This is a genomic window from Massilia sp. Leaf139, assembly GCF_001424165.1.
In the GTDB taxonomy this organism is placed as follows: Bacteria; Pseudomonadota; Gammaproteobacteria; order Burkholderiales; family Burkholderiaceae_D; genus Telluria.
The window spans coordinates 63,370-80,119 of record NZ_LMOJ01000001.1; the positions used below are offsets into that span (position 1 = coordinate 63,370).

At 65.8% G+C, this 16,750-nt stretch carries 15 protein-coding genes; 8 read left to right on the forward strand and 7 right to left on the reverse strand.

The window, feature by feature from the left end:
* Positions 1 to 228 precede the first annotated feature (228 nt).
* Entirely contained in the window at positions 229 to 1,200 is a 972-nt protein-coding gene (locus tag ASF77_RS00300) for a tripartite tricarboxylate transporter substrate binding protein (protein ID WP_082493483.1), read from the reverse strand.
* A gap of 204 nt (positions 1,201 to 1,404) precedes the next feature.
* Here ASF77_RS00300 and ASF77_RS00305 point away from each other — a divergent pair, with 204 nt between their 5' ends.
* Both ASF77_RS00305 and ASF77_RS00310 read left to right on the forward strand, forming a co-directional pair.
* Complete coding sequence (locus ASF77_RS00305) at positions 1,405 to 2,883, forward strand: sodium:alanine symporter family protein (RefSeq protein ID WP_056332667.1); 1,479 nt, start codon at positions 1,405 to 1,407, stop codon at positions 2,881 to 2,883.
* Between the two features lie 148 nt (positions 2,884 to 3,031).
* On the forward strand, positions 3,032 to 3,451 hold the full coding sequence (locus tag ASF77_RS00310; RefSeq protein ID WP_056332670.1) for a hypothetical protein: 420 nt from the start codon (positions 3,032 to 3,034) through the stop codon (positions 3,449 to 3,451).
* A gap of 62 nt (positions 3,452 to 3,513) precedes the next feature.
* Here ASF77_RS00310 and ASF77_RS00315 read toward each other — a convergent pair whose 3' ends face one another.
* The 4 genes from ASF77_RS00315 to ASF77_RS00330 form a co-directional block, all read right to left on the reverse strand.
* A complete protein-coding gene (locus tag ASF77_RS00315; RefSeq protein ID WP_056332673.1) occupies positions 3,514 to 3,816 on the reverse strand; it encodes a hypothetical protein in 303 nt (100 codons plus the stop codon).
* Positions 3,813 to 4,265 carry a GNAT family N-acetyltransferase gene (locus tag ASF77_RS00320; RefSeq protein ID WP_056332675.1) on the reverse strand — a complete coding sequence of 151 codons (453 nt, stop codon included), beginning with the start codon at positions 4,263 to 4,265 and terminating at the stop codon, positions 3,813 to 3,815. The genes ASF77_RS00315 and ASF77_RS00320 overlap by 4 nt, the downstream gene beginning before the upstream one ends.
* A 72-nt stretch (positions 4,266 to 4,337) precedes the next feature.
* A complete protein-coding gene (locus ASF77_RS24595; protein WP_082493484.1) occupies positions 4,338 to 4,739 on the reverse strand; it encodes an energy transducer TonB in 402 nt (133 codons plus the stop codon).
* A gap of 162 nt (positions 4,740 to 4,901) precedes the next feature.
* Positions 4,902 to 7,301: a TonB-dependent siderophore receptor gene (locus tag ASF77_RS00330; RefSeq protein WP_056332677.1), complete on the reverse strand. Its 2,400-nt coding sequence runs from the start codon at positions 7,299 to 7,301 to the stop codon at positions 4,902 to 4,904.
* Between the two features lie 262 nt (positions 7,302 to 7,563).
* Between ASF77_RS00330 and ASF77_RS00335 the strand changes: the two genes are divergently transcribed.
* Both ASF77_RS00335 and ASF77_RS00340 read left to right on the forward strand, forming a co-directional pair.
* Positions 7,564 to 8,268, forward strand: a complete 705-nt coding sequence (locus ASF77_RS00335; protein WP_056332680.1) for a hypothetical protein — start codon at positions 7,564 to 7,566, stop codon at positions 8,266 to 8,268.
* A gap of 9 nt (positions 8,269 to 8,277) precedes the next feature.
* Positions 8,278 to 8,838: a hypothetical protein gene (locus tag ASF77_RS00340; RefSeq protein ID WP_056332683.1), complete on the forward strand. Its 561-nt coding sequence runs from the start codon at positions 8,278 to 8,280 to the stop codon at positions 8,836 to 8,838.
* A 12-nt stretch (positions 8,839 to 8,850) separates the two neighbouring features.
* On the opposite strand, the gene ASF77_RS00345 is transcribed toward ASF77_RS00340, so the two are convergent.
* Positions 8,851 to 9,819: a tripartite tricarboxylate transporter substrate binding protein gene (locus ASF77_RS00345; protein WP_056332686.1), complete on the reverse strand. Its 969-nt coding sequence runs from the start codon at positions 9,817 to 9,819 to the stop codon at positions 8,851 to 8,853.
* A gap of 63 nt (positions 9,820 to 9,882) precedes the next feature.
* Positions 9,883 to 10,662 carry a PhzF family phenazine biosynthesis protein gene (locus ASF77_RS00350; RefSeq protein ID WP_056332689.1) on the reverse strand — a complete coding sequence of 260 codons (780 nt, stop codon included), beginning with the start codon at positions 10,660 to 10,662 and terminating at the stop codon, positions 9,883 to 9,885.
* Between the two features lie 78 nt (positions 10,663 to 10,740).
* On the opposite strand from ASF77_RS00350, the gene ASF77_RS00355 reads away from it, so the two are divergent.
* The 4 genes from ASF77_RS00355 to ASF77_RS00370 all read left to right on the forward strand — a co-directional run bounded on the left by ASF77_RS00355 (position 10,741) and on the right by ASF77_RS00370 (position 16,704).
* Positions 10,741 to 11,049 carry a hypothetical protein gene (locus ASF77_RS00355; protein WP_056332692.1) on the forward strand — a complete coding sequence of 103 codons (309 nt, stop codon included), beginning with the start codon at positions 10,741 to 10,743 and terminating at the stop codon, positions 11,047 to 11,049.
* A 146-nt stretch (positions 11,050 to 11,195) separates the two neighbouring features.
* A complete protein-coding gene (locus ASF77_RS00360) occupies positions 11,196 to 12,797 on the forward strand; it encodes a transporter associated domain-containing protein (RefSeq protein WP_056332694.1) in 1,602 nt (533 codons plus the stop codon).
* A gap of 2 nt (positions 12,798 to 12,799) precedes the next feature.
* Entirely contained in the window at positions 12,800 to 13,417 is a 618-nt protein-coding gene (locus ASF77_RS00365) for an exopolysaccharide biosynthesis protein (protein WP_229445161.1), read from the forward strand.
* Between the two features lie 104 nt (positions 13,418 to 13,521).
* A complete protein-coding gene (locus ASF77_RS00370) occupies positions 13,522 to 16,704 on the forward strand; it encodes an error-prone DNA polymerase (protein WP_056332698.1) in 3,183 nt (1,060 codons plus the stop codon).
* The last annotated feature ends 46 nt before the right edge of the window (positions 16,705 to 16,750 follow it).

Consider the following 16,750-nt stretch of genomic DNA (forward strand, 5'->3'; position numbering starts at 1 on the left):
CCCACCCTACGTCCTGCTGCATACCCGTAGGGTGGGCGGCTGTACCTGGGGCGTTGATCACCACGCTGCGTGGACGCCGCCCACGCGTTCAACCAGCGGGTGCCTGGTCGTACTCTGGTTTGCTACCGTGCGTTGAACGCGTGGGCGGGAGACCCGCCCACCCTACAGCAACAAAAAAGGGACTGGTTTTACCAGTCCCTTTTTCACGTCCAGCTAGCTACGTAACGCTCAATCCACCGTCGCGCCACTATCCTTCGCCACCTTCGACCACTTGGTCGATTCGGCCTGCACGAACTTGGTGAAGTTCTCAGGCGTGTCGACCAGCAGATCCGAACCCGTTTCGGCGCGCACCTTGGCAAACTCCGGCGACTTCATGAACTTGATGGTCTCGGCATTGATCTTGTCGATGACGGCTTTTGGCGTCTTGGCCGGTGCGAACAGGCCGTACCAGGCGTAGGACTCGATCTGCGGGATGCCCAGTTCGGCGAAGGTCGGCACGTCCGGCAGCAGCGGCGAGCGCTTGGCGCTGGTGATGGCGATCGGCTTGACTTTACCGCTCTTAATGTGCGGCATGATCGCGATGGTGCTGTCGAACATGACCGGGATGTGGCCGCCCAGCAGGTCGGAAATCGCCGGCGCCGAACCTTTGTACGGCACGTGCACCATCTCGAGCTTCTGGACGCTGTTGAACAGTTCGCCGGTCAGGTGCTGCGGCGTGCCGTTGCCCGACGAAGCGAAGGAGAACGAACCCTTCTTCGACTGGATGTGGGCGATCAGCTCCTTCAGGTTCTTGGCCGGCACCGACGGATTGGCGACCAGCACCAGCGGCACGCGCAGCAGGTTGCTGATCGGCGCCAGATCCTTCAGCGGATCGAAGGCCATGTTCTTGTAGACGCTCGGATTGATGACGATCGGCGCGCTCGAGGTGATGAGCAGGGTGTGGCCGTCGGCCGGCGAACGCACGACCGCCGCGGTGCCGATATTGCCGCCGCCGCCGGCGCGGTTGTCGATGACGAAGGTCTTGCCCAGCGACTGGGTCAGTTCCTTGGCCCATGGGCGCGCCGCGATGTCGGACGGACCGCCCGGTGGCCATGGCACGACGACGTTTACATTCTTCTCGGGCCAGTTCTGGGCCACGGCGCTCAGCGAAACGACCGAGGCGGCGAAGGCGAGAACGAACGATTTGGAGAGTAGCTTCATATCCGACATCCTTTGGTTGAATTGTCCATCTGACTAACCGATTTTACACGAACGGGCAAGCGCGCAGTACTCCTGCGCAAGTCCGTGCCGGGGCGTTCGCACCACGCCGCCGCGTAATACGTTGCCCATCCGTGCCCGCTTCGGGTATCTTCTGATTTTGCCTGTAAAACAATTTAATCAACGCAAGTCCAGGGGAAGAAGTAGATGAACGAGCTAGTCAGCAGCATCAACGGTATTATCTGGAGTCCGGCCCTGATCGCCCTGTGCCTGGGCGTGGGCCTGTATTTTTCGCTGCGTTCGCGCTTCCTGCAGGTGCGCCACGCCAGGGAAATGATCCGCCTGATGTTCGAGGGTAAAAGCTCGGAGCAGGGCGTGTCCTCGTTCCAGGCCCTTTCCATGACCCTGGCCGGCCGCGTCGGCACCGGCAACATCGCCGGCGTCGCCACCGCGATCACCTTCGGCGGCCCCGGCGCCGTGTTCTGGATGTGGGCCGTGGCCTTCCTCGGCGCCAGCTCGGCCTTCGTCGAGTCCACGCTCGGCCAGGTCTACAAGGAGCAGATCGGCAAGGAATACCGCGGCGGCCCCGCCTTCTACATCGAGAAGGGCCTGGGCATGAAATGGTATGCACTGACCTTCGCCTTCGCCACCCTGCTGGCGACCGGCCTGCTGCTGCCGGGCGTGCAGGCCAACTCGATCGCCGAAGGCCTGCAGACGGCCACCGGCCTCGATCGCGGCATCACCGCCGCCGGCCTGGCACTCGTCCTCGCCTTTATCATCTTCGGTGGCGTGAAACGCATTGCCACCTTCGCCGAAGTCGTGGTGCCCTTCATGGCGCTCGGCTACATCCTGGTCGCCGTGTTCATCATCCTGATGAACATCGAGCGCCTGCCCGAAGTGATGTCGCTGATCTTCCGGTCGGCCTTCGGCATGGATGCCGGCTTCGGCGCCATCCTCGGCCTGGCGATCCAGTGGGGCGTCAAGCGCGGCGTCTATTCGAACGAGGCGGGGCAGGGCACCGGCCCGCACGCATCCTCCGCGGCCGAAGTGAGCCACCCGGCCAAGCAGGGCCTGGTGCAGGGCTTCTCGGTCTACATCGACACCCTGTTCGTGTGCTCGGCCACCGCCTTCATGCTGCTCATCACCGGCCAGTACAACGTCGAAGGCCCCGACGGCAAGGCCATGTTCGTCGGCGTGCAGGGCGTGGCCAGCGGCCCCGGCTACGTGCAGACGGCGCTGGAAAACGTGATGCCCGGCTTCGGCGCGATCTTCGTCGCCGTCGCGCTGCTGTTCTTCGCGTTCACGACCATCGTCGCCTACTACTACATCGCCGAGACCAACATCGCCTACATCGACCGCGACGGCAAATATCCGTGGCTGACCTACCTGCTCAAGGCGGCGATCATCGGCGCCACCATCTACGGCACCGTCAAGACGGCCGATCTGGCCTGGGCGCTGGGCGACATCGGCGTCGGCCTGATGGCCTGGCTGAACCTGGTCGCGATCGTCCTGCTGAGGAACGTCGCCTTCAAGTGCCTGCGCGACTATGAAGCGCAGAAGGCGCAGGGCAAGGATCCGCAGTTCGATCCTGTCGCGCTGGGTATCAAGAACGCGGATTACTGGGAGCGGCGCGTGGCCGGCGCGGCTGGAACGACACCGGATGAGCGGGAGAAGGTAGTCGCCTGATGAGGGAAACAGCAGCTTCGGCTGCTGTTTTTGTATCGAGGGGCGGTCGGATCCGTGCCGATGACCTGCCATGGCTACCAAGCGTGCGCACCTGCCGCGCGCAGGCGCTTCATACTGCTTGCGTCCGATTACGCGCAAAGGATTAGCCATGTCACCAATCAACCTGGATGAACTCGAGAGCGCAGCCATGGCGGTCGAGGATGGCGGCGGCACGGTCACGGCGATGGTGTCGCGCGACACAGGCATGATCCATCTGTTGAACGACGAGTACATGGACGACGAGGCGCCGGTGCCGTCGGCGTCCGGTGGCACCGAGTCCTATGTGCGCGTTCCGCCCGCGGGTGTGCTTGGCATCGGAGACGGGCTGGTGCTGCGCTTTGCCGCCACCCATCTGGCTGGCGAGCAGGACACCGTGCGCGACCTGTTCCGTGACCGCAACACCGAAGGTTTCGCCCGCTTGCTGGAAGAGCGCGGCGCGGCAGAGACCTGGGAACGTTTTCACGAGGAAGCAACCCGAACCGCCTTGCGCCAGTGGTGCGAAGAGAACGGCTTGCAACTGGCCGATTGAACCGGCGCCTTGTCGAGCTCGTGTCCGAATGTCAGACCTGACCCTGGCTACCCGGCGCCGCCTCAGGAATCGCTGTACAGCTTGCCGCTGGCCGCCTTCAGGCCGGCATGCGGCAGGAAGGCATCCGCGATGGTCAGGATCGCGTGCAGGTTGTGCTTTAGCTGATCCGGCTCGATCGCGCCGGGCCGCAGCGCCGTCTGCAGCAGGTGCACGGCCATGTCGGCCAGGAGCAGGCGCTGGCGCTCGCGCCAGGCCTCGGGATCGGTCTCGCGGTCGGCGGGCGGATGGGCCAGGTAGGCCGCTTCCACGGCGCCGTGGATCGCCCAGCCGCTTCGAACCAGTGCGCTGCGTTCGTTCTCGTTCATTGCGCGTCCTTTTGCATGAACACCGACAAGGGGGAGGCCGGATAATCGCCGAAGGGCCCCCGGTAGCGGTAGCCGAGGCGCTCGTACAGCATCAGCGCCTCCGGCTGCGTCGGCCCGGTCTCGAGCATGAAGCTGCGGCAGCCGCCTTCCATCGCCTTCGCTTCCAGGGCGCCGATCAGCCGGCGCGCGAGGCCCTGGCCGCGTGCCTGCGGCCGCACGTACACGCGTTTGATCTCGCCATATTCCGCCGCCAGGACGATGGCGCCGCAGCCGAGCGCGGCCCCGGCCGCATCGCGCACCACGGCGAACAGCACGTTCGGCGCCAGCAGCGAAGCGATGTCGAGCGCGTACACGTTCTCGGCGGGGTAGAGCGAATACAGGTAAGCGTCGAGTTCGACGACGAGGGCGCGTACGTCGGGCCGATCCGGGGTTTCGAAGGCGATCTGCATGGGGCTTTTTGTGCTCGGTAGGAAATGGATGAGTCTAGCATTCCCTGTGCCGGCGTGTCCCGGCCAGCCCGCCTACAGCGACCACACGTACTTGACTTCCGCCCACCCGCGCACGGGACGGCCGTCGCGGGTGGCGGCCCTGAACTTGCAGGCGGCAAGACCGGCGCGCGCGGCTTCGTCGAGGTCGGGGTGCCCGCTGCTGCGCCGGATCTGCGCATCGCGCACCGTGTTGTCGGCGTCGATCTCGAAGGCCAGCGCCACCGTGCCCTCGCGCTTCTCGCGCCGCGCCGCCTCGGGCCAGGCCGGCTTTTGCGGGCAGCTGCCGAACACGATGGCGGCCGGGGTGGCCGAGGTGGCCGAGGTGGCAGCGGCGTCGGCCTGCGCCGTGGGGGAGGCCGCAGGGGGAGCCGCGCACGCGGCCAGGGTGGCAAGGAGTACCGGCAGCGTGGCCAGGCGGAGTGTTCGATGCGGCATGTCGATTCCTAGTCTCGTCGATGAAGAGACATTATTCACTGATCTAGACATTACTGTCTACATTTATCCGCAGTTGCCGGCGCCCATAGAAAAAGGGGGCATTCGCATGCCCCCTTCCTTCACACCGCAGTGTTCACAAAGCGCCTCGCGACGCCCGGTGCATCAGAACTTGTGCCACAGGCGGGCGAAATACGCCGCGCCGTTCAGGCCAAACTGCACGCTCTCATACTTGAAGCCGTTGTCGGTCTCGTTCGGATCCTGCGCCGTCGGTTTCACGTTGAAGATGTTGGTGCCGCCCACGGTCAGCTTGGTCTTCTCGCTGAACGACCAGCTGAAGGACAGGTCGGCCGAGGTCTTCGGTTCGTAGTAGGCGTTCGGTACCGGCGGGCCGGAGAAGGTGCCGAGGGTCTGCGGGCCGAAGTGGATGATGCGGAAGTCCGAACCGAATTTGCCCTGGGTGTACTCGAAGCCGAGCGTGGCCTTGCGGCGCGGGCCGCCCTGTTCGATGAACAGGCGCTCGCGCTCGGACAGCAGCACGTCCTCGAAGCCGGCCAGGGCGCTCGGTGCGTGCACGCCTTTCACTTCGGTCTTGCTGAAATTCAGCGCGAGGAAGGTGTTCAGGCGGCCGGCGGCCAGGGGCATGCGGTGCGAGGCCGTGATGTCGAGGCCTTCGGTTTGCGTGTCGACCGAGTTGACGAAGAACTGGGCCTGGCCCACGCCCAGGGTCTGCAGGGTCGCTCCGAGGGCCGGGTAGTTCTCCGCGTCGAAGCGGCCCGACAGGACGATGCGGTCGTCGATGTCGATGCGGTAGAGGTCGGCCGTGATCGAGGTCGACTGGGTCGGCGTCCAGGTCGCGCCGACGGTCAGGCTCTTCGATTTTTCTTCCTTCAGGGCCGGGATGCCGGCGGCATTGGCGACGGCGCCGCCGTTCGGCGCCAGCACCACGTCGAGCGGCTGGCCGTTGACGAAGTCGGTGAAGGTCGAGGAGAACCAGACCTGCTGCAGCGACGGTGCGCGGAACCCGGTGCTGGCCGAAGCGCGCAGCAGCACGCCGCCGTCGAGCTTGAAGGCGGCGGCGAGCTTGCCGTCGGTGGTCGAGCCGAAGTCCGAGAAGCGCTCGTGGCGCAGCGCGCCCTGCAGCTTCAGGCGGTCGCTGATGTCCGCTTCCAGGTCGATGTAGGCGGCGTTGCTGTGGCGGCTGCGGTCGGTCGCGTCGCCCGGCTGGAAGCCCGGGAAGCCCTGGCTGCCGGCGTTGCCGCCCACGCCCACGCCGTCGGCGTCGATGTAGGAACCGGTTTCGCCGGCGAAGATCTTGTAGTTCTCACGGCGGTGCTCGAGGCCGAAGGCCGCGTTCAGGCCTTGGAACACACCGCTGTAGAAGCGGCTGAAGTCGGCGTTGGTGGTCAGCTGGCGGAAGGCGAAGCCGCCCGCGCCGAACGAACTGGCGCTCACGCCGCGGCCGCCGCGCTCGAGGTCGAGGTTGGCGATCGAGGCGTTCAGGGTGTTGGCGATGGTGTAGTCGAGGCGGTTGTAGCCGTAGGTCTGCGAGAAGTCCGCATTCCACTCGCCGAATTTCAAGCGGTAGCCGAGGGTGCCGTAGCGGTCGTCGACGTCGCCGTTGATGAAGGGGACGAAGCCGTTCGGGTACATGGCGGCCGAGTTGCGCGACGGGATGTCGTCGGAACCGATGCCGCCGCGCGCGAAGGCCGCCGAGGAGGCGTCGCGGCGCTGCACGCCGAGGGTGGTGTACAAGCGGCCCGTGCCGAGCGGGATGTCGCCGTTGATGTACACGGTCTGGTTTTCCGAGCGGCTGTCGCCGATGATGCGCGGGTTGCCCGCTTCGGCGCGGTTCGAGCGGTCGCGGAACAGGTATTCGCCGGTCACCCCAAAAGTGCCGCCGGCCAGCGCGACGCCGCAGTAGGCCGAGGCCAGGTAGTTCTCGCCGTCGCCTTCGGTGTATTCGCCGAAGCCGGTGACGGCTTCGCAGCCCAGGCTTTTCTTGAGTTCGATGTTCATCACGCCGGCGATCGCGTCCGAGCCGTACTGGGCGGCCGCGCCGTCGCGCAGCACCTGCACGTTGCGGATCGCCAGCAGCGGGATCGCGTTCATGTCGGTGCCGGTGTTGCCGCGGTTACGCGCGCCGAACAGGTTGACCAGGGCGGTGGTGTGGCGGCGCTTGCCGTTCACCAGTACCAGGGTCTGGTCGGAACCGAGGCCGCGCAGGGCGGCCGAGTCGACCAGGTCGGCGCCGTCGGCGCCGGTCTGGCGGGTCGAGTTGAACGAGGGCGAGATGTTGGTCAGGGTCTGGGCCAGGTCGAACTGGCTGCCTTGCTCGGCCAGGCGCGTCATCGGGATGACGTCGATCGGCACCGGGGTGTCGGTGGACGAGGACGCGCCGACGCGGCGGGTGCCGACCACACGCACGCTCTGCATTGCCTCACCCTGGGCCTGCGCCGTGTCGGGGGTGGCGGTTTGCGCCGAGCTGGACGGGGAGAGGGTGAGGGCGGCGCTGCCGTACAGGGCCAGCAGGACGGCGCGGCGACATTGTTTTTGTTTGAACACGCAACTTCTCCAAAGGTCAAAATTGCATCCTAAACAATATCGGCTGGCGCAACTACTGGATGTGTCTGAAACACAACAGTTGCACCGAAAAGGGGCGTCCAGGAGCGCCTGACAAAGCTTTCGGAGCAAGGCGCACCGTCGAAGACAGTACGGCGGTACGGCGAGACGAGCAGAGACAAGAAGATCGCGTTGGATGGCGGCCGTTTATTCGAGCACGCCTTGAGTACGTGTTCTGGTACGTTATCGACATCGGAGGAAGAACATGTACGAAGCAATGCAGGAATTATTCGGCTACGGCCATCCCGGCGCACGGTTCTGGGTCGTTGGGCTCGAAGAACATTGTGGAGATGCGGCCGATATCCAGGGACGCATCGACTTACGCACGGCCGATCCGCAACGTTTCCTGGACGTCGAAGCGTTTCATGTTGAATTGCAAGGCGCAATGCCTGCCGTCGAGCGCGTGTCGGTATGGCGTATCGCACGCGAGATCTATCGTGGGGTGTACGGTGCGGATACCGAGATTGGCCGGCTGGATCCACAACGCAGCGACATGTTGTTGAGTGAAATATTGCCGCTGCCACGGCCTCAGCACAACCAATGGCCGGAAGCGTACCGCGGCTGGTTCCAGGACAAGGACGCTTATATTGAGCATGCCAGGCCGATCATGGTTCGGCGGCTGATCGACATGGTGGACGAGCACAAACCAGAGGTCGTGATCTTGCATGGCAAGACGCAGCACGACACCTGGATTAAGAACGATCCGCTCATACGCGTGGGTTGGGCAAGTGAGGTCGTCGCAGGACATAGGAAGCAAACGCTGCAGTGGCGTTGCCGCAACGGAACGCTCTGGCTGCGCACGAACAACCTCGTTACAAACGGTTTCGTGAATTTTGGAGCGACGCAAATTGAACAGGCCGTCGCGCTGATTCGGAGGGAGCGGGTAGCGCGTCCGGTGGCCGATCAGTGAAGATAGGAGATGAACGTGCACGATTATTTTTATTCCGTATTCCCGAACCAGCTGAAGACCCTGTCGTACCTGAAACCTCCCCAATATTTGAGCGAGATGCATCATCTCGGCGGCGCCTTGTTCTTTGGCGGATCCGATTGGGAAAACGCCGCAACGGATCTGGCCCGGGTTCCGCCGGAAGACCGGCCGCGTTTCGTGCTCTCCCTCTTCATGATCGTGCTCACCGACCAGGCCCTGTTCACCCATAACACCAATGCCTACGACGAGTGGAGAAGGCGCACCAACTTCCCGAAATTCGGCTGGTTCGGCTTCGGTGTCCATAACGAGAATCCGTTCAAGCTGCTGTCGGTACCGGAACAGGAAGGGCTGGTCGACGCCGAGGAAATCATCGCGGCCATGCCTGAATTCGTCGACTTCTTCATCGCCGAAAGTACGAAGATGCTGGTCGACGCCGGACTGCTGACCGAGATCGGCCTCCACTTCGAGAGCATTCGAAACGACCCGGCTTACGCGTTCGGCGAGGGCAAGGTCGTTCCAGCATTCAAGGCGGCGTTCGACGCAGCGTTGTGAACCCTGCGCCGCTCAATCGAGCCGGATCCCCTTCGCCTTGATCAGCTTGCCCCACTTCTCGCGCTCGGCTTTGGCATAGGCCGCCATCTCGGCCGGGCTGCCCGGAATCGCCTCCAGGCCCAGCGTATCGAAGCGCGCCTTGACGGCATCCGTCCCGATCGCCTTGACCAGGGCACGGTTCAATGCCTCGACGGCGGCCGCGGGCGTCCTGCTGGGAGCCACCATGCCTTGCCAGGCATAGGCTTCGAAACCGGACAGTCCCTGTTCGTTCAGCGTCGGGATCGTGTCGAAGCCGGCGACGCGTTTCGGGCTGGCGACGCCGATGGCCTTGAGCTTGCCGGCGCGGATGTGCGAACCGCCGGCGGCGGTATCGACGAACATGAAGGGTACCTGGCCGCCGATCACGTCCTGCACCGCCGGCGCCGCGCCTTTATAGGGTGCGTGCAGCAGCTTCAGTTTGGCGACATCGGAAAACAGTTCGGTGGCGAGGTGGTGCGGGCTGCCGGCGCCGGGACTGCCGTAGGCGACCGGATTGGCCTGGCTCTTCGCCCAGGCCAGGAACTCCTGCAGGTTCTTCGCCGGTACCTGCGGATTGACCACCAGGATCATCGGAAAGCGCGCCATCAGGCCGACCGGCACGAAGTCCTGCTCGGCGTTGTAGCCGGGCTTGGCATACAAGAAGCCATTGGTGGCGAAGGTGGCGGTGTCGGCGGTGAGCACGAGGTGGCCGTCGGCCTTGGCCTTCGCCGCATAGGCCGCGCCGATGTTGGTGCCGGCGCCCGGCTTGTTGTTGATGACGATCGGCTGGCCGAGCGTCTTCGTCATCTCGGACGCCACCACGCGCGCGACGACGTCCGAGCCGCCGCCGGCGGCATAGGGCACGACCCATTCGATGGGAGCGGTGGGGAAGGCCGATGCCGCAGCCGGCAGGGCAAAGGCGAGGGCGGCGAGGCCGCACCGGGTGTTCGTCCAGAAGCGCATGTGGAGTCTCCGTTTTCGTTATGTCTTCCTATCTTGCCACAGACACAGGGTGGCTTTTCGCGCTCAGGCGACCCGTCCGCCGACCAGCACCGCATCGTCCGCCAGCGCCGTGCGGATCAGGCAGGCGCGCCCGGTGGCCCGGCCCTGGCGCAGCAGCAGGCCATGCCCGAGGGCGACCGTGAGGGCGCCGGCGGCGACGCCGGTCGCGCTGTCTTCCAGTTGCGGGTCGAGGTGGTTGAAGTTGCGGCCTTCGTATGTGCCATCGTCCGTGCGGCACCAGACGTAGCAGCCGTTCACGCCCTGTTCGCGGCCCCAGGCGGCGATCGCGGCCAGATCCGGGGCCAGGCAGTACAGCGTCTCGATATCCTTCACTTCCAGCAGCAGCTTGGGGCTGCCGACCGAGGCGACGACGGGCGCGCTGGCCAGGTCGAGGCCGGGCGCGGCCAGCAGGCGCGCGCACAGGGCGGCGTCAGCCTCGACGCGCGGCGCCTCCTGCCGTGCCAGGGCGACGAAGACATCCTCGCCTTCCTGCGAAAGCAGCAGCTGCTGGCCGCGCATCGCCGTGCGCACGCGCAGGGGCGCTTTCCCGTGGCAGGCGAACAGCACGCGCGCCGCCGCCAGCGTGGCGTGCAGGCACAGCGGGCTGCGCATGTGCGGGTAGACGAAATCGAGCGTGGCATCGATGCCGTCTTCGGCGGCGGCGTCGATGAAGACGCAGGTGCGCGCGTGCCCGCGCGCCAGTGCCTCGCGTTCGGCCTGACCGGCCGGGCCGTCCTCGATCATGAGGGCGGGATTGCCGCCGCCATCGTCGGCGGCGAAGCAGGTGAATGCGGTGATGTTCATCGTAGGGATTCAAGTCTTGTGAAAACTGCATGCAAGAATAGCTGATATACTCGGCCCGTCCGATCCAACGACATCCTTATGCGGCGAGCCTTCGTCATCTTCCTGATCCTGCTGTTCCCCCTGAACGTCTTTGCGCTGTCGATGTCCGTCTCGTCGATGGGGCAGGCCGATGCGCCGCATGTCTCCGCCAGCGATGCGCCCGCCATGCAGTCGATGGGCGACATCGATGCGGACGAGCCGCCCACCGGCACCGATTTCCACGATTCGCTCGATGCGCCGGCACCCCCACGGCTGGCGCTCCTGCCGGGACGCCTGCCTTCATCGCACCCGCCCTCGCGGCAGGGCCGCGCGCCTTCTCCCCCCATCAAACCGCCCCCCGTGCGTTGACGCGCGGCGCCGCCGTTCACCGGCCGGCGCCCCTGTCCGCATACGCCGGTACGCCGGACAAAGCCCTTCGTGACCGGCTTTGCCGCTGGCCGGATGTCCGCTTCCGCCCTGGAAGCACTTGGTTCTGATTTTTTACGAGGTATTACATGGAATGGCTATTCGACCCGACGATCTGGGCGGGCCTGCTGACGCTCGTCGTGCTGGAGATCGTACTCGGCATCGACAACCTGATTTTCATCGCCATCCTGGCCGACAAGCTGCCGCCGCACCAGCGCGACCGCGCGCGCCTGATCGGCCTGTCGCTGGCGATGCTGATGCGCCTGGGTCTGTTGACCATCGTCTCCTGGCTGGTGACGCTGACGCAGCCGCTGTTCGCGCTGGGCTCCTTCAGCTTCTCGGGACGCGACTTGATCCTGCTCGGCGGCGGCCTGTTCCTGCTGTTCAAAGCCACCACCGAACTGCACGAGCGCCTGGAAGGGGTGACGCACGCGCAGACCGAATCGAAGGTATACGCCGGCTTCGGCGTGGTCGTCGCGCAGATCGTCGTGCTCGACGCCGTGTTCTCGCTCGACGCCGTCATCACGGCGGTGGGCATGGTCGACGACTTGGGCGTGATGATGGCGGCGGTCGTGATGTCGATCGGCGTCATGCTGCTGGCCTCGAAGGCGCTGACGCGCTTCGTGAACGCGCATCCGACGGTGGTCGTGCTGTGCCTGAGCTTCCTCCTGATGATCGGCCTGTCGCTGGTGGCCGAGGGCCTTGGCTTCCATATCCCGAAAGGCTACCTGTATGCGGCGATCGGCTTCTCGATCGTGATCGAAGCCCTGAACCAGTTCGCACGCCGTAATCTTCTCAAGAACGAGGCGCGCGTGCCGCTGCGCGAACGCACGGCGGGCCGGGTGCTGCGCCTGATGGGCGGGCGCACGCGCAATGCCGCACAGGACGGCTTGGAGGACGGCGCGCAAGACGACAAGGCGGCCGGGGAAGGCGCTTTCGCCGCCGAGGAGCGCAACATGGTCAGCGGCGTGCTGATGCTGGCCGACCGCTCGATCCGCTCGGTGATGACGCCACGTTCCGAGATGTCGTGGATCGACCTCGAGGACGGCGCCGACGCCATCCTGCAGCATCTGCGCGAGACGCCGCACAGCCTGGTGCCGGTGTGCCGCGGCGAACTCGATCAGGTGGTGGGCATCGGCCGCACCAAGGATCTGATCGGGGCGCTGCTGGTGGACGGCCGTCTCGAGGAAGGCGGCGAGGGCGGCCTGCTGCGTGCGCCGATCGTCCTGCCGGACACCGCCGGCGTGCTCAAGGCCATCGACACGCTCAAGCGCGCGCACGGACAACTGGTGCTGGTGACCGACGAATACGGTATCGTCCAGGGTCTGCTGACGCCGGTCGACATCCTGGAGGCGATCGCCGGCGAATTCCCGGACGAGGACGAACAGCTGGCGATCCAGGCCAGAGGCTCCGGCGCATGGGAAGTGATGGGAACGGCCGACCTGCGCCTGCTGGAGCAAGTGCTCGATACCGACGGCCTGGCCGGCATGGACGCCGACTACACCTCGCTGGCCGGCTTCCTGCTGGCGCATTTCGAGCGCTTCCCGGAGGTCGGGCAGACGCTGGAACTGGGCTGCCTGCGTTACGAGATTCTCGCGGTCGAGGAGCGGCGCATCGTGCGGGTGGCGATCCGCCGGGTGGCGAAGGACGCGCCGCGGGAAGGGGAGCCGCACGCGAACATGGAGGAATGAGGATGAAGGAACTGCCTGGCGGCCCGGCCCTGTCGGAGATCTTGCAGGCGCTGGCCGACGACGACAGCCGCGAGCGCATCGCGGTCGGCGACCTGCTGACGGCCCTGGCCGACCGCGCGCTGGGCGCCTTGCTGTTCGTGTTCGCCTGTCCGAACGCGCTGCCGGCACTGCCCGGCACTTCGGTGATCCTGGGCGCGCCGCTGGTGCTGCTGGCGGCCCAGCTGGCTTTCAAGCGCCAACCCTGGCTGCCGGGCTTCATCGCGCGGCGCTCGATGGCGCGCGCCGACTTCCAGGCCCTGATCGCGCGCATCCGCCCCTGGCTGCAACGGGCCGAACAGATGCTGCGCCCGCGCGCCAGCGCCTGGGCCCTGCCGCCGATGGAATACCTGGTCGGCCTGGTCTGCCTGGTGCTGGCCATCGTGGTGCTGCTGCCCATCCCGCTCGGGAACATGCTGCCGGCGCTGGCGATCAGCATGCTGGCGCTGGGCATCCTCGAACGCGACGGCTACTGGATCATCGGCGGCCTGGTGACGGCGGTGGGGGCGGCGGCCCTGGTCTCGGGGGTGATCTTCGCGTCGGTGCAGGCGCTGCTGTTCATGGCGATGAAGTTCTTCGGCTGAGGCCTGACTTTTAGTAGACGCACGGAAATTATTGCCAAGTTGACCTCGTCGGTTATACTGTGTTTTTATACAGTAGTTTGTGAACTCACAAGCTTTACTTGCCGATGTCCTCGCCACCGCCGACCCAGAACCCGCCCGCGCATTTGCCTGAGTATGCCGAGCTGTTCTGCCTGTCGAACTTCTCCTACCTGGAAGGCGCCTCGCATGCCGAGGAACTGGTGGAGCGGGCGGTGCGCCTCGGTTATGCGGCGCTGGCGCTGACCGACGAGTGTTCGCTGGCCGGCGTGGTACGCGCGCATGCCGAGGCGAAGAAGGCGGCGCTGCCTTTCATCGTCGGCGCCCATTTTCATTTGCGTCATCCGGGCGGCGACCCGGCGCTGTCCCTGATCCTGCTGGCGCAGAACCGCAACGGCTACGGCAACCTCTCCGAATTCATCACGCTCGGGCGTATGCGCAGCGAGAAGGGAACGTATTTCCTGACGCCGGACGACATCGCCAATCCGCAGGGAGAATACGCGCACCTGAAGGGCATGCCGGACTGCCTGGCGATCCTGCTGCCGCACTATCCGGGCCACGAGCCGAAGGACGTCGACCGCCTGCACGAACAGGCGCGCTGGGTGGCGGCGCAGTTTCCGGGGCGCGCCTGGCTCGGCCTGGTGCTGCTGCACCGCGCCTTCGACGATGCGCACCGGGTGACGATCGAGGAAGTCGGCTGGCAGCACCGCCTGCCCATTGTCGCCCTCGGCCACGTCGTCATGCACGTACGTTCGCGCAAACCGCTGCAGGACACGCTCACCGCCACGCGTCTGAACAAACCCGTGGCCGAATGCGGCTACGGCCTGGCCCAGAACGCCGAGCAGCACCTGCGCGCGCGCCTGCGCCTGGCCAACATCTATTCGCGCCAGGCCTTAAACGAGACACTGCGTATCGCTTCCCTATGTACCTTCTCGCTCGACGAGCTGCGCTACGAATACCCGAACGAAGTGGTGCCGAAGGGGCATACGGCGTCGAGTTTCCTCCGTGCCGAAACCTATATCGGCGCGCACCGGCGTTTCAAGGAGGGGATTCCGGCCAGGGTGCAGGCCCAGATCGAGCACGAGCTGGGCCTGATTGCCGAGATGGGTTACGAGCACTACTTCCTCACCGTCTACGACATCGTCCACTTCGCGCGGGCGAACAATATCCTGTGCCAGGGCCGCGGTTCGGCCGCCAATTCTGCCGTCTGCTACTGCCTCGGCATCACCGAGGTCGATCCGGCACGCGCGAACCTGCTGTTCGAACGCTTCATCTCGAAAGAACGCAACGAGCCGCCCGACATCGACGTCGACTTCGAGCACCAGCGCCGCGAGGAGGTGATCCAGTACATCTACAACAAGTACGGCCGCACCCGCGCCGCGCTGGCGGCGGTCGTCATCAGCTACCGGCCGAAGAGCGCGCTGCGCGACAGCGGGCGTGCGCTCGGCGTCGATCTCGGCATCATCGAAAAAGTCTGCAAAAGCCACCGCTGGTTCGACAGCAAGGCCGACCTCTTGAATCGCCTGGCCGAATCGGGCCTCGATCCGGAGGCGCCGCTGTCGCGCCAGTGGGCGACGCTGGCCACCCAGCTGCTGAACTTCCCGCGCCACCTGTCGCAGCACCCGGGCGGCTTCGTCATCGCCCGCGGCAAGCTCTCGCGCCTGGTGCCGATCGAGAACGCGGCGATGGCCGACCGCAGCGTCATCCAGTGGGACAAGAACGACCTCGAGGAACTGGGCCTGATGAAGGTCGACGTGCTGGCGCTGGGCATGCTGTCGATGCTGCGGCGCGCATTAGAGTTAGTTAGCCTGCGCCACGGCTCGCTGTTCGAGATGCAGGACATCCCGCCCGACGACAAGGCGACCTACGACATGATCTGCGCAGCCGACACGGTGGGCGTGTTCCAGATCGAGTCGCGCGCGCAGATGAGCATGCTGCCGCGGATGAAGCCGCGCGTGTTCTACGACCTCGTGATCGAGGTGGCGGTGGTACGCCCCGGCCCGATCCAGGGCGGCATGGTGCACCCCTACCTGCGCCGGCGCCAGGGCCTGGAGCCGGTGGTGTATCCGAGCGAGGAGATGCGGGCGGCGCTCGGACGCACGCTGGGCGTGCCGATCTTCCAGGAACAGGTGATGCAGGTGGCCATCCTCGGCGCCGGCTTTACGCCGGGCGAAGCCGACCAGCTGCGCCGCGCGATGGCGGCCTGGAAGAGAAAGGGCGGCCTGGAACAGTACTACGACCGCATCGTGCGCGGCATGCTCGAGCGCGGCTACGAACTCGAATTCGCGGAAGCGATCTTCAGCCAGATCCAGGGCTTCGGCGAATACGGTTTCCCCGAATCGCATGCGGCCAGCTTCGCGCTGCTGGCCTATGCCAGCTCCTGGATGAAATGCCACGAACCGGCCGCCTTCCTGTGCGCGCTGCTCAACAGCCAGCCGATGGGCTTTTATTCGCCCTCGCAGCTGGTGCAGGACGCGCAGCGCCACGGCATCGAGGTGCGGCCGGTCGACATCGCCATCAGCGGCTGGGAGTCGACCCTGGAAGAACTGCACGACAGCACGCGCCAGCCGGCGGTGCGCCTGGGTCTTTCGCTCCAGCGCGGCATGAGCCGCGAGGCGGCGGCCCGCATCGAGGACGCGCGCGCGATCCGTCCTTTCGACAGCGTGGCCGACCTGGCGCGCAGGGCGGGGCTCGATCGCGGCGACCTGCAGGTGCTGGCCGGCGCCAACGCGCTGCGTTCGCTGGCTGGCCATCGCAGGGAAGCCTTGTGGCAGGCGGTCGGCGCCGTGCCCGACAGGGATTTATTGCGTCCGACGACGCTGGAGGAGGAAAGCCCTACCTTGGCAGCGCCCTCCGAGGGCGACGAGATCGTCGGCGACTACCGCGCCCAGGGCCTCACCCTGGGCCGCCATCCGGTGGCGCTATTGAGGAAGCAGCTGCTGGCGCAGCGCTTCATGCCGGCCTCGGTACTCAACGAATACGCCGACGGCCAGCTGGCGCGCGGCTGCGGCCTGGTCACCGTGCGCCAGCGGCCCGGCACCGCCAAGGGCGTGCTGTTCATGACGCTGGAAGACGAGACCGGCAACGTGAACGTGATCGTCTGGCCGGATCTGGTGGAGCATCAACGGCGCGAGGTGCTGGGCGCGAACCTGCTCGGCGTCTACGGCGTCTGGCAGAGCCAGGGGCCGGTGAAGCATCTGGTGGCCAAGCGCCTGGTGGACATGTCGCACCTGCTGGGCAGGCTGGCGACGCATAGCCGGGATTTTTGCTGACGGCGGGCGAGTCCACCGTGCCACGCAAACCGGCATTAGAATGTCA

What these genes read in the sequence shown, in the direction of transcription:
- ASF77_RS00345 (WP_056332686.1), bottom strand. Translation starts at nt 9,819, where the DNA reads ATGCGCTTCTGGACGAACACCCGGTGCGGCCTCGCCGCCCTCGCCTTT.
- ASF77_RS00315 (WP_056332673.1), bottom strand. Translation starts at nt 3,816, where the DNA reads ATGAACGAGAACGAACGCAGCGCACTGGTTCGAAGCGGCTGGGCGATC.
- ASF77_RS00370 (WP_056332698.1), top strand. Translation starts at nt 13,522, where the DNA reads ATGTCCTCGCCACCGCCGACCCAGAACCCGCCCGCGCATTTGCCTGAG.
- ASF77_RS00350 (WP_056332689.1), bottom strand. Translation starts at nt 10,662, where the DNA reads ATGAACATCACCGCATTCACCTGCTTCGCCGCCGACGATGGCGGCGGC.
- ASF77_RS00365 (WP_229445161.1), top strand. Translation starts at nt 12,800, where the DNA reads ATGAAGGAACTGCCTGGCGGCCCGGCCCTGTCGGAGATCTTGCAGGCG.
- ASF77_RS00340 (WP_056332683.1), top strand. Translation starts at nt 8,278, where the DNA reads ATGAACGTGCACGATTATTTTTATTCCGTATTCCCGAACCAGCTGAAG.
- ASF77_RS24595 (WP_082493484.1), bottom strand. Translation starts at nt 4,739, where the DNA reads ATGCCGCATCGAACACTCCGCCTGGCCACGCTGCCGGTACTCCTTGCC.
- ASF77_RS00305 (WP_056332667.1), top strand. Translation starts at nt 1,405, where the DNA reads ATGAACGAGCTAGTCAGCAGCATCAACGGTATTATCTGGAGTCCGGCC.
- ASF77_RS00310 (WP_056332670.1), top strand. Translation starts at nt 3,032, where the DNA reads ATGTCACCAATCAACCTGGATGAACTCGAGAGCGCAGCCATGGCGGTC.
- ASF77_RS00335 (WP_056332680.1), top strand. Translation starts at nt 7,564, where the DNA reads ATGTACGAAGCAATGCAGGAATTATTCGGCTACGGCCATCCCGGCGCA.
- ASF77_RS00355 (WP_056332692.1), top strand. Translation starts at nt 10,741, where the DNA reads ATGCGGCGAGCCTTCGTCATCTTCCTGATCCTGCTGTTCCCCCTGAAC.
- ASF77_RS00360 (WP_056332694.1), top strand. Translation starts at nt 11,196, where the DNA reads ATGGAATGGCTATTCGACCCGACGATCTGGGCGGGCCTGCTGACGCTC.
- ASF77_RS00300 (WP_082493483.1), bottom strand. Translation starts at nt 1,200, where the DNA reads ATGAAGCTACTCTCCAAATCGTTCGTTCTCGCCTTCGCCGCCTCGGTC.
- ASF77_RS00320 (WP_056332675.1), bottom strand. Translation starts at nt 4,265, where the DNA reads ATGCAGATCGCCTTCGAAACCCCGGATCGGCCCGACGTACGCGCCCTC.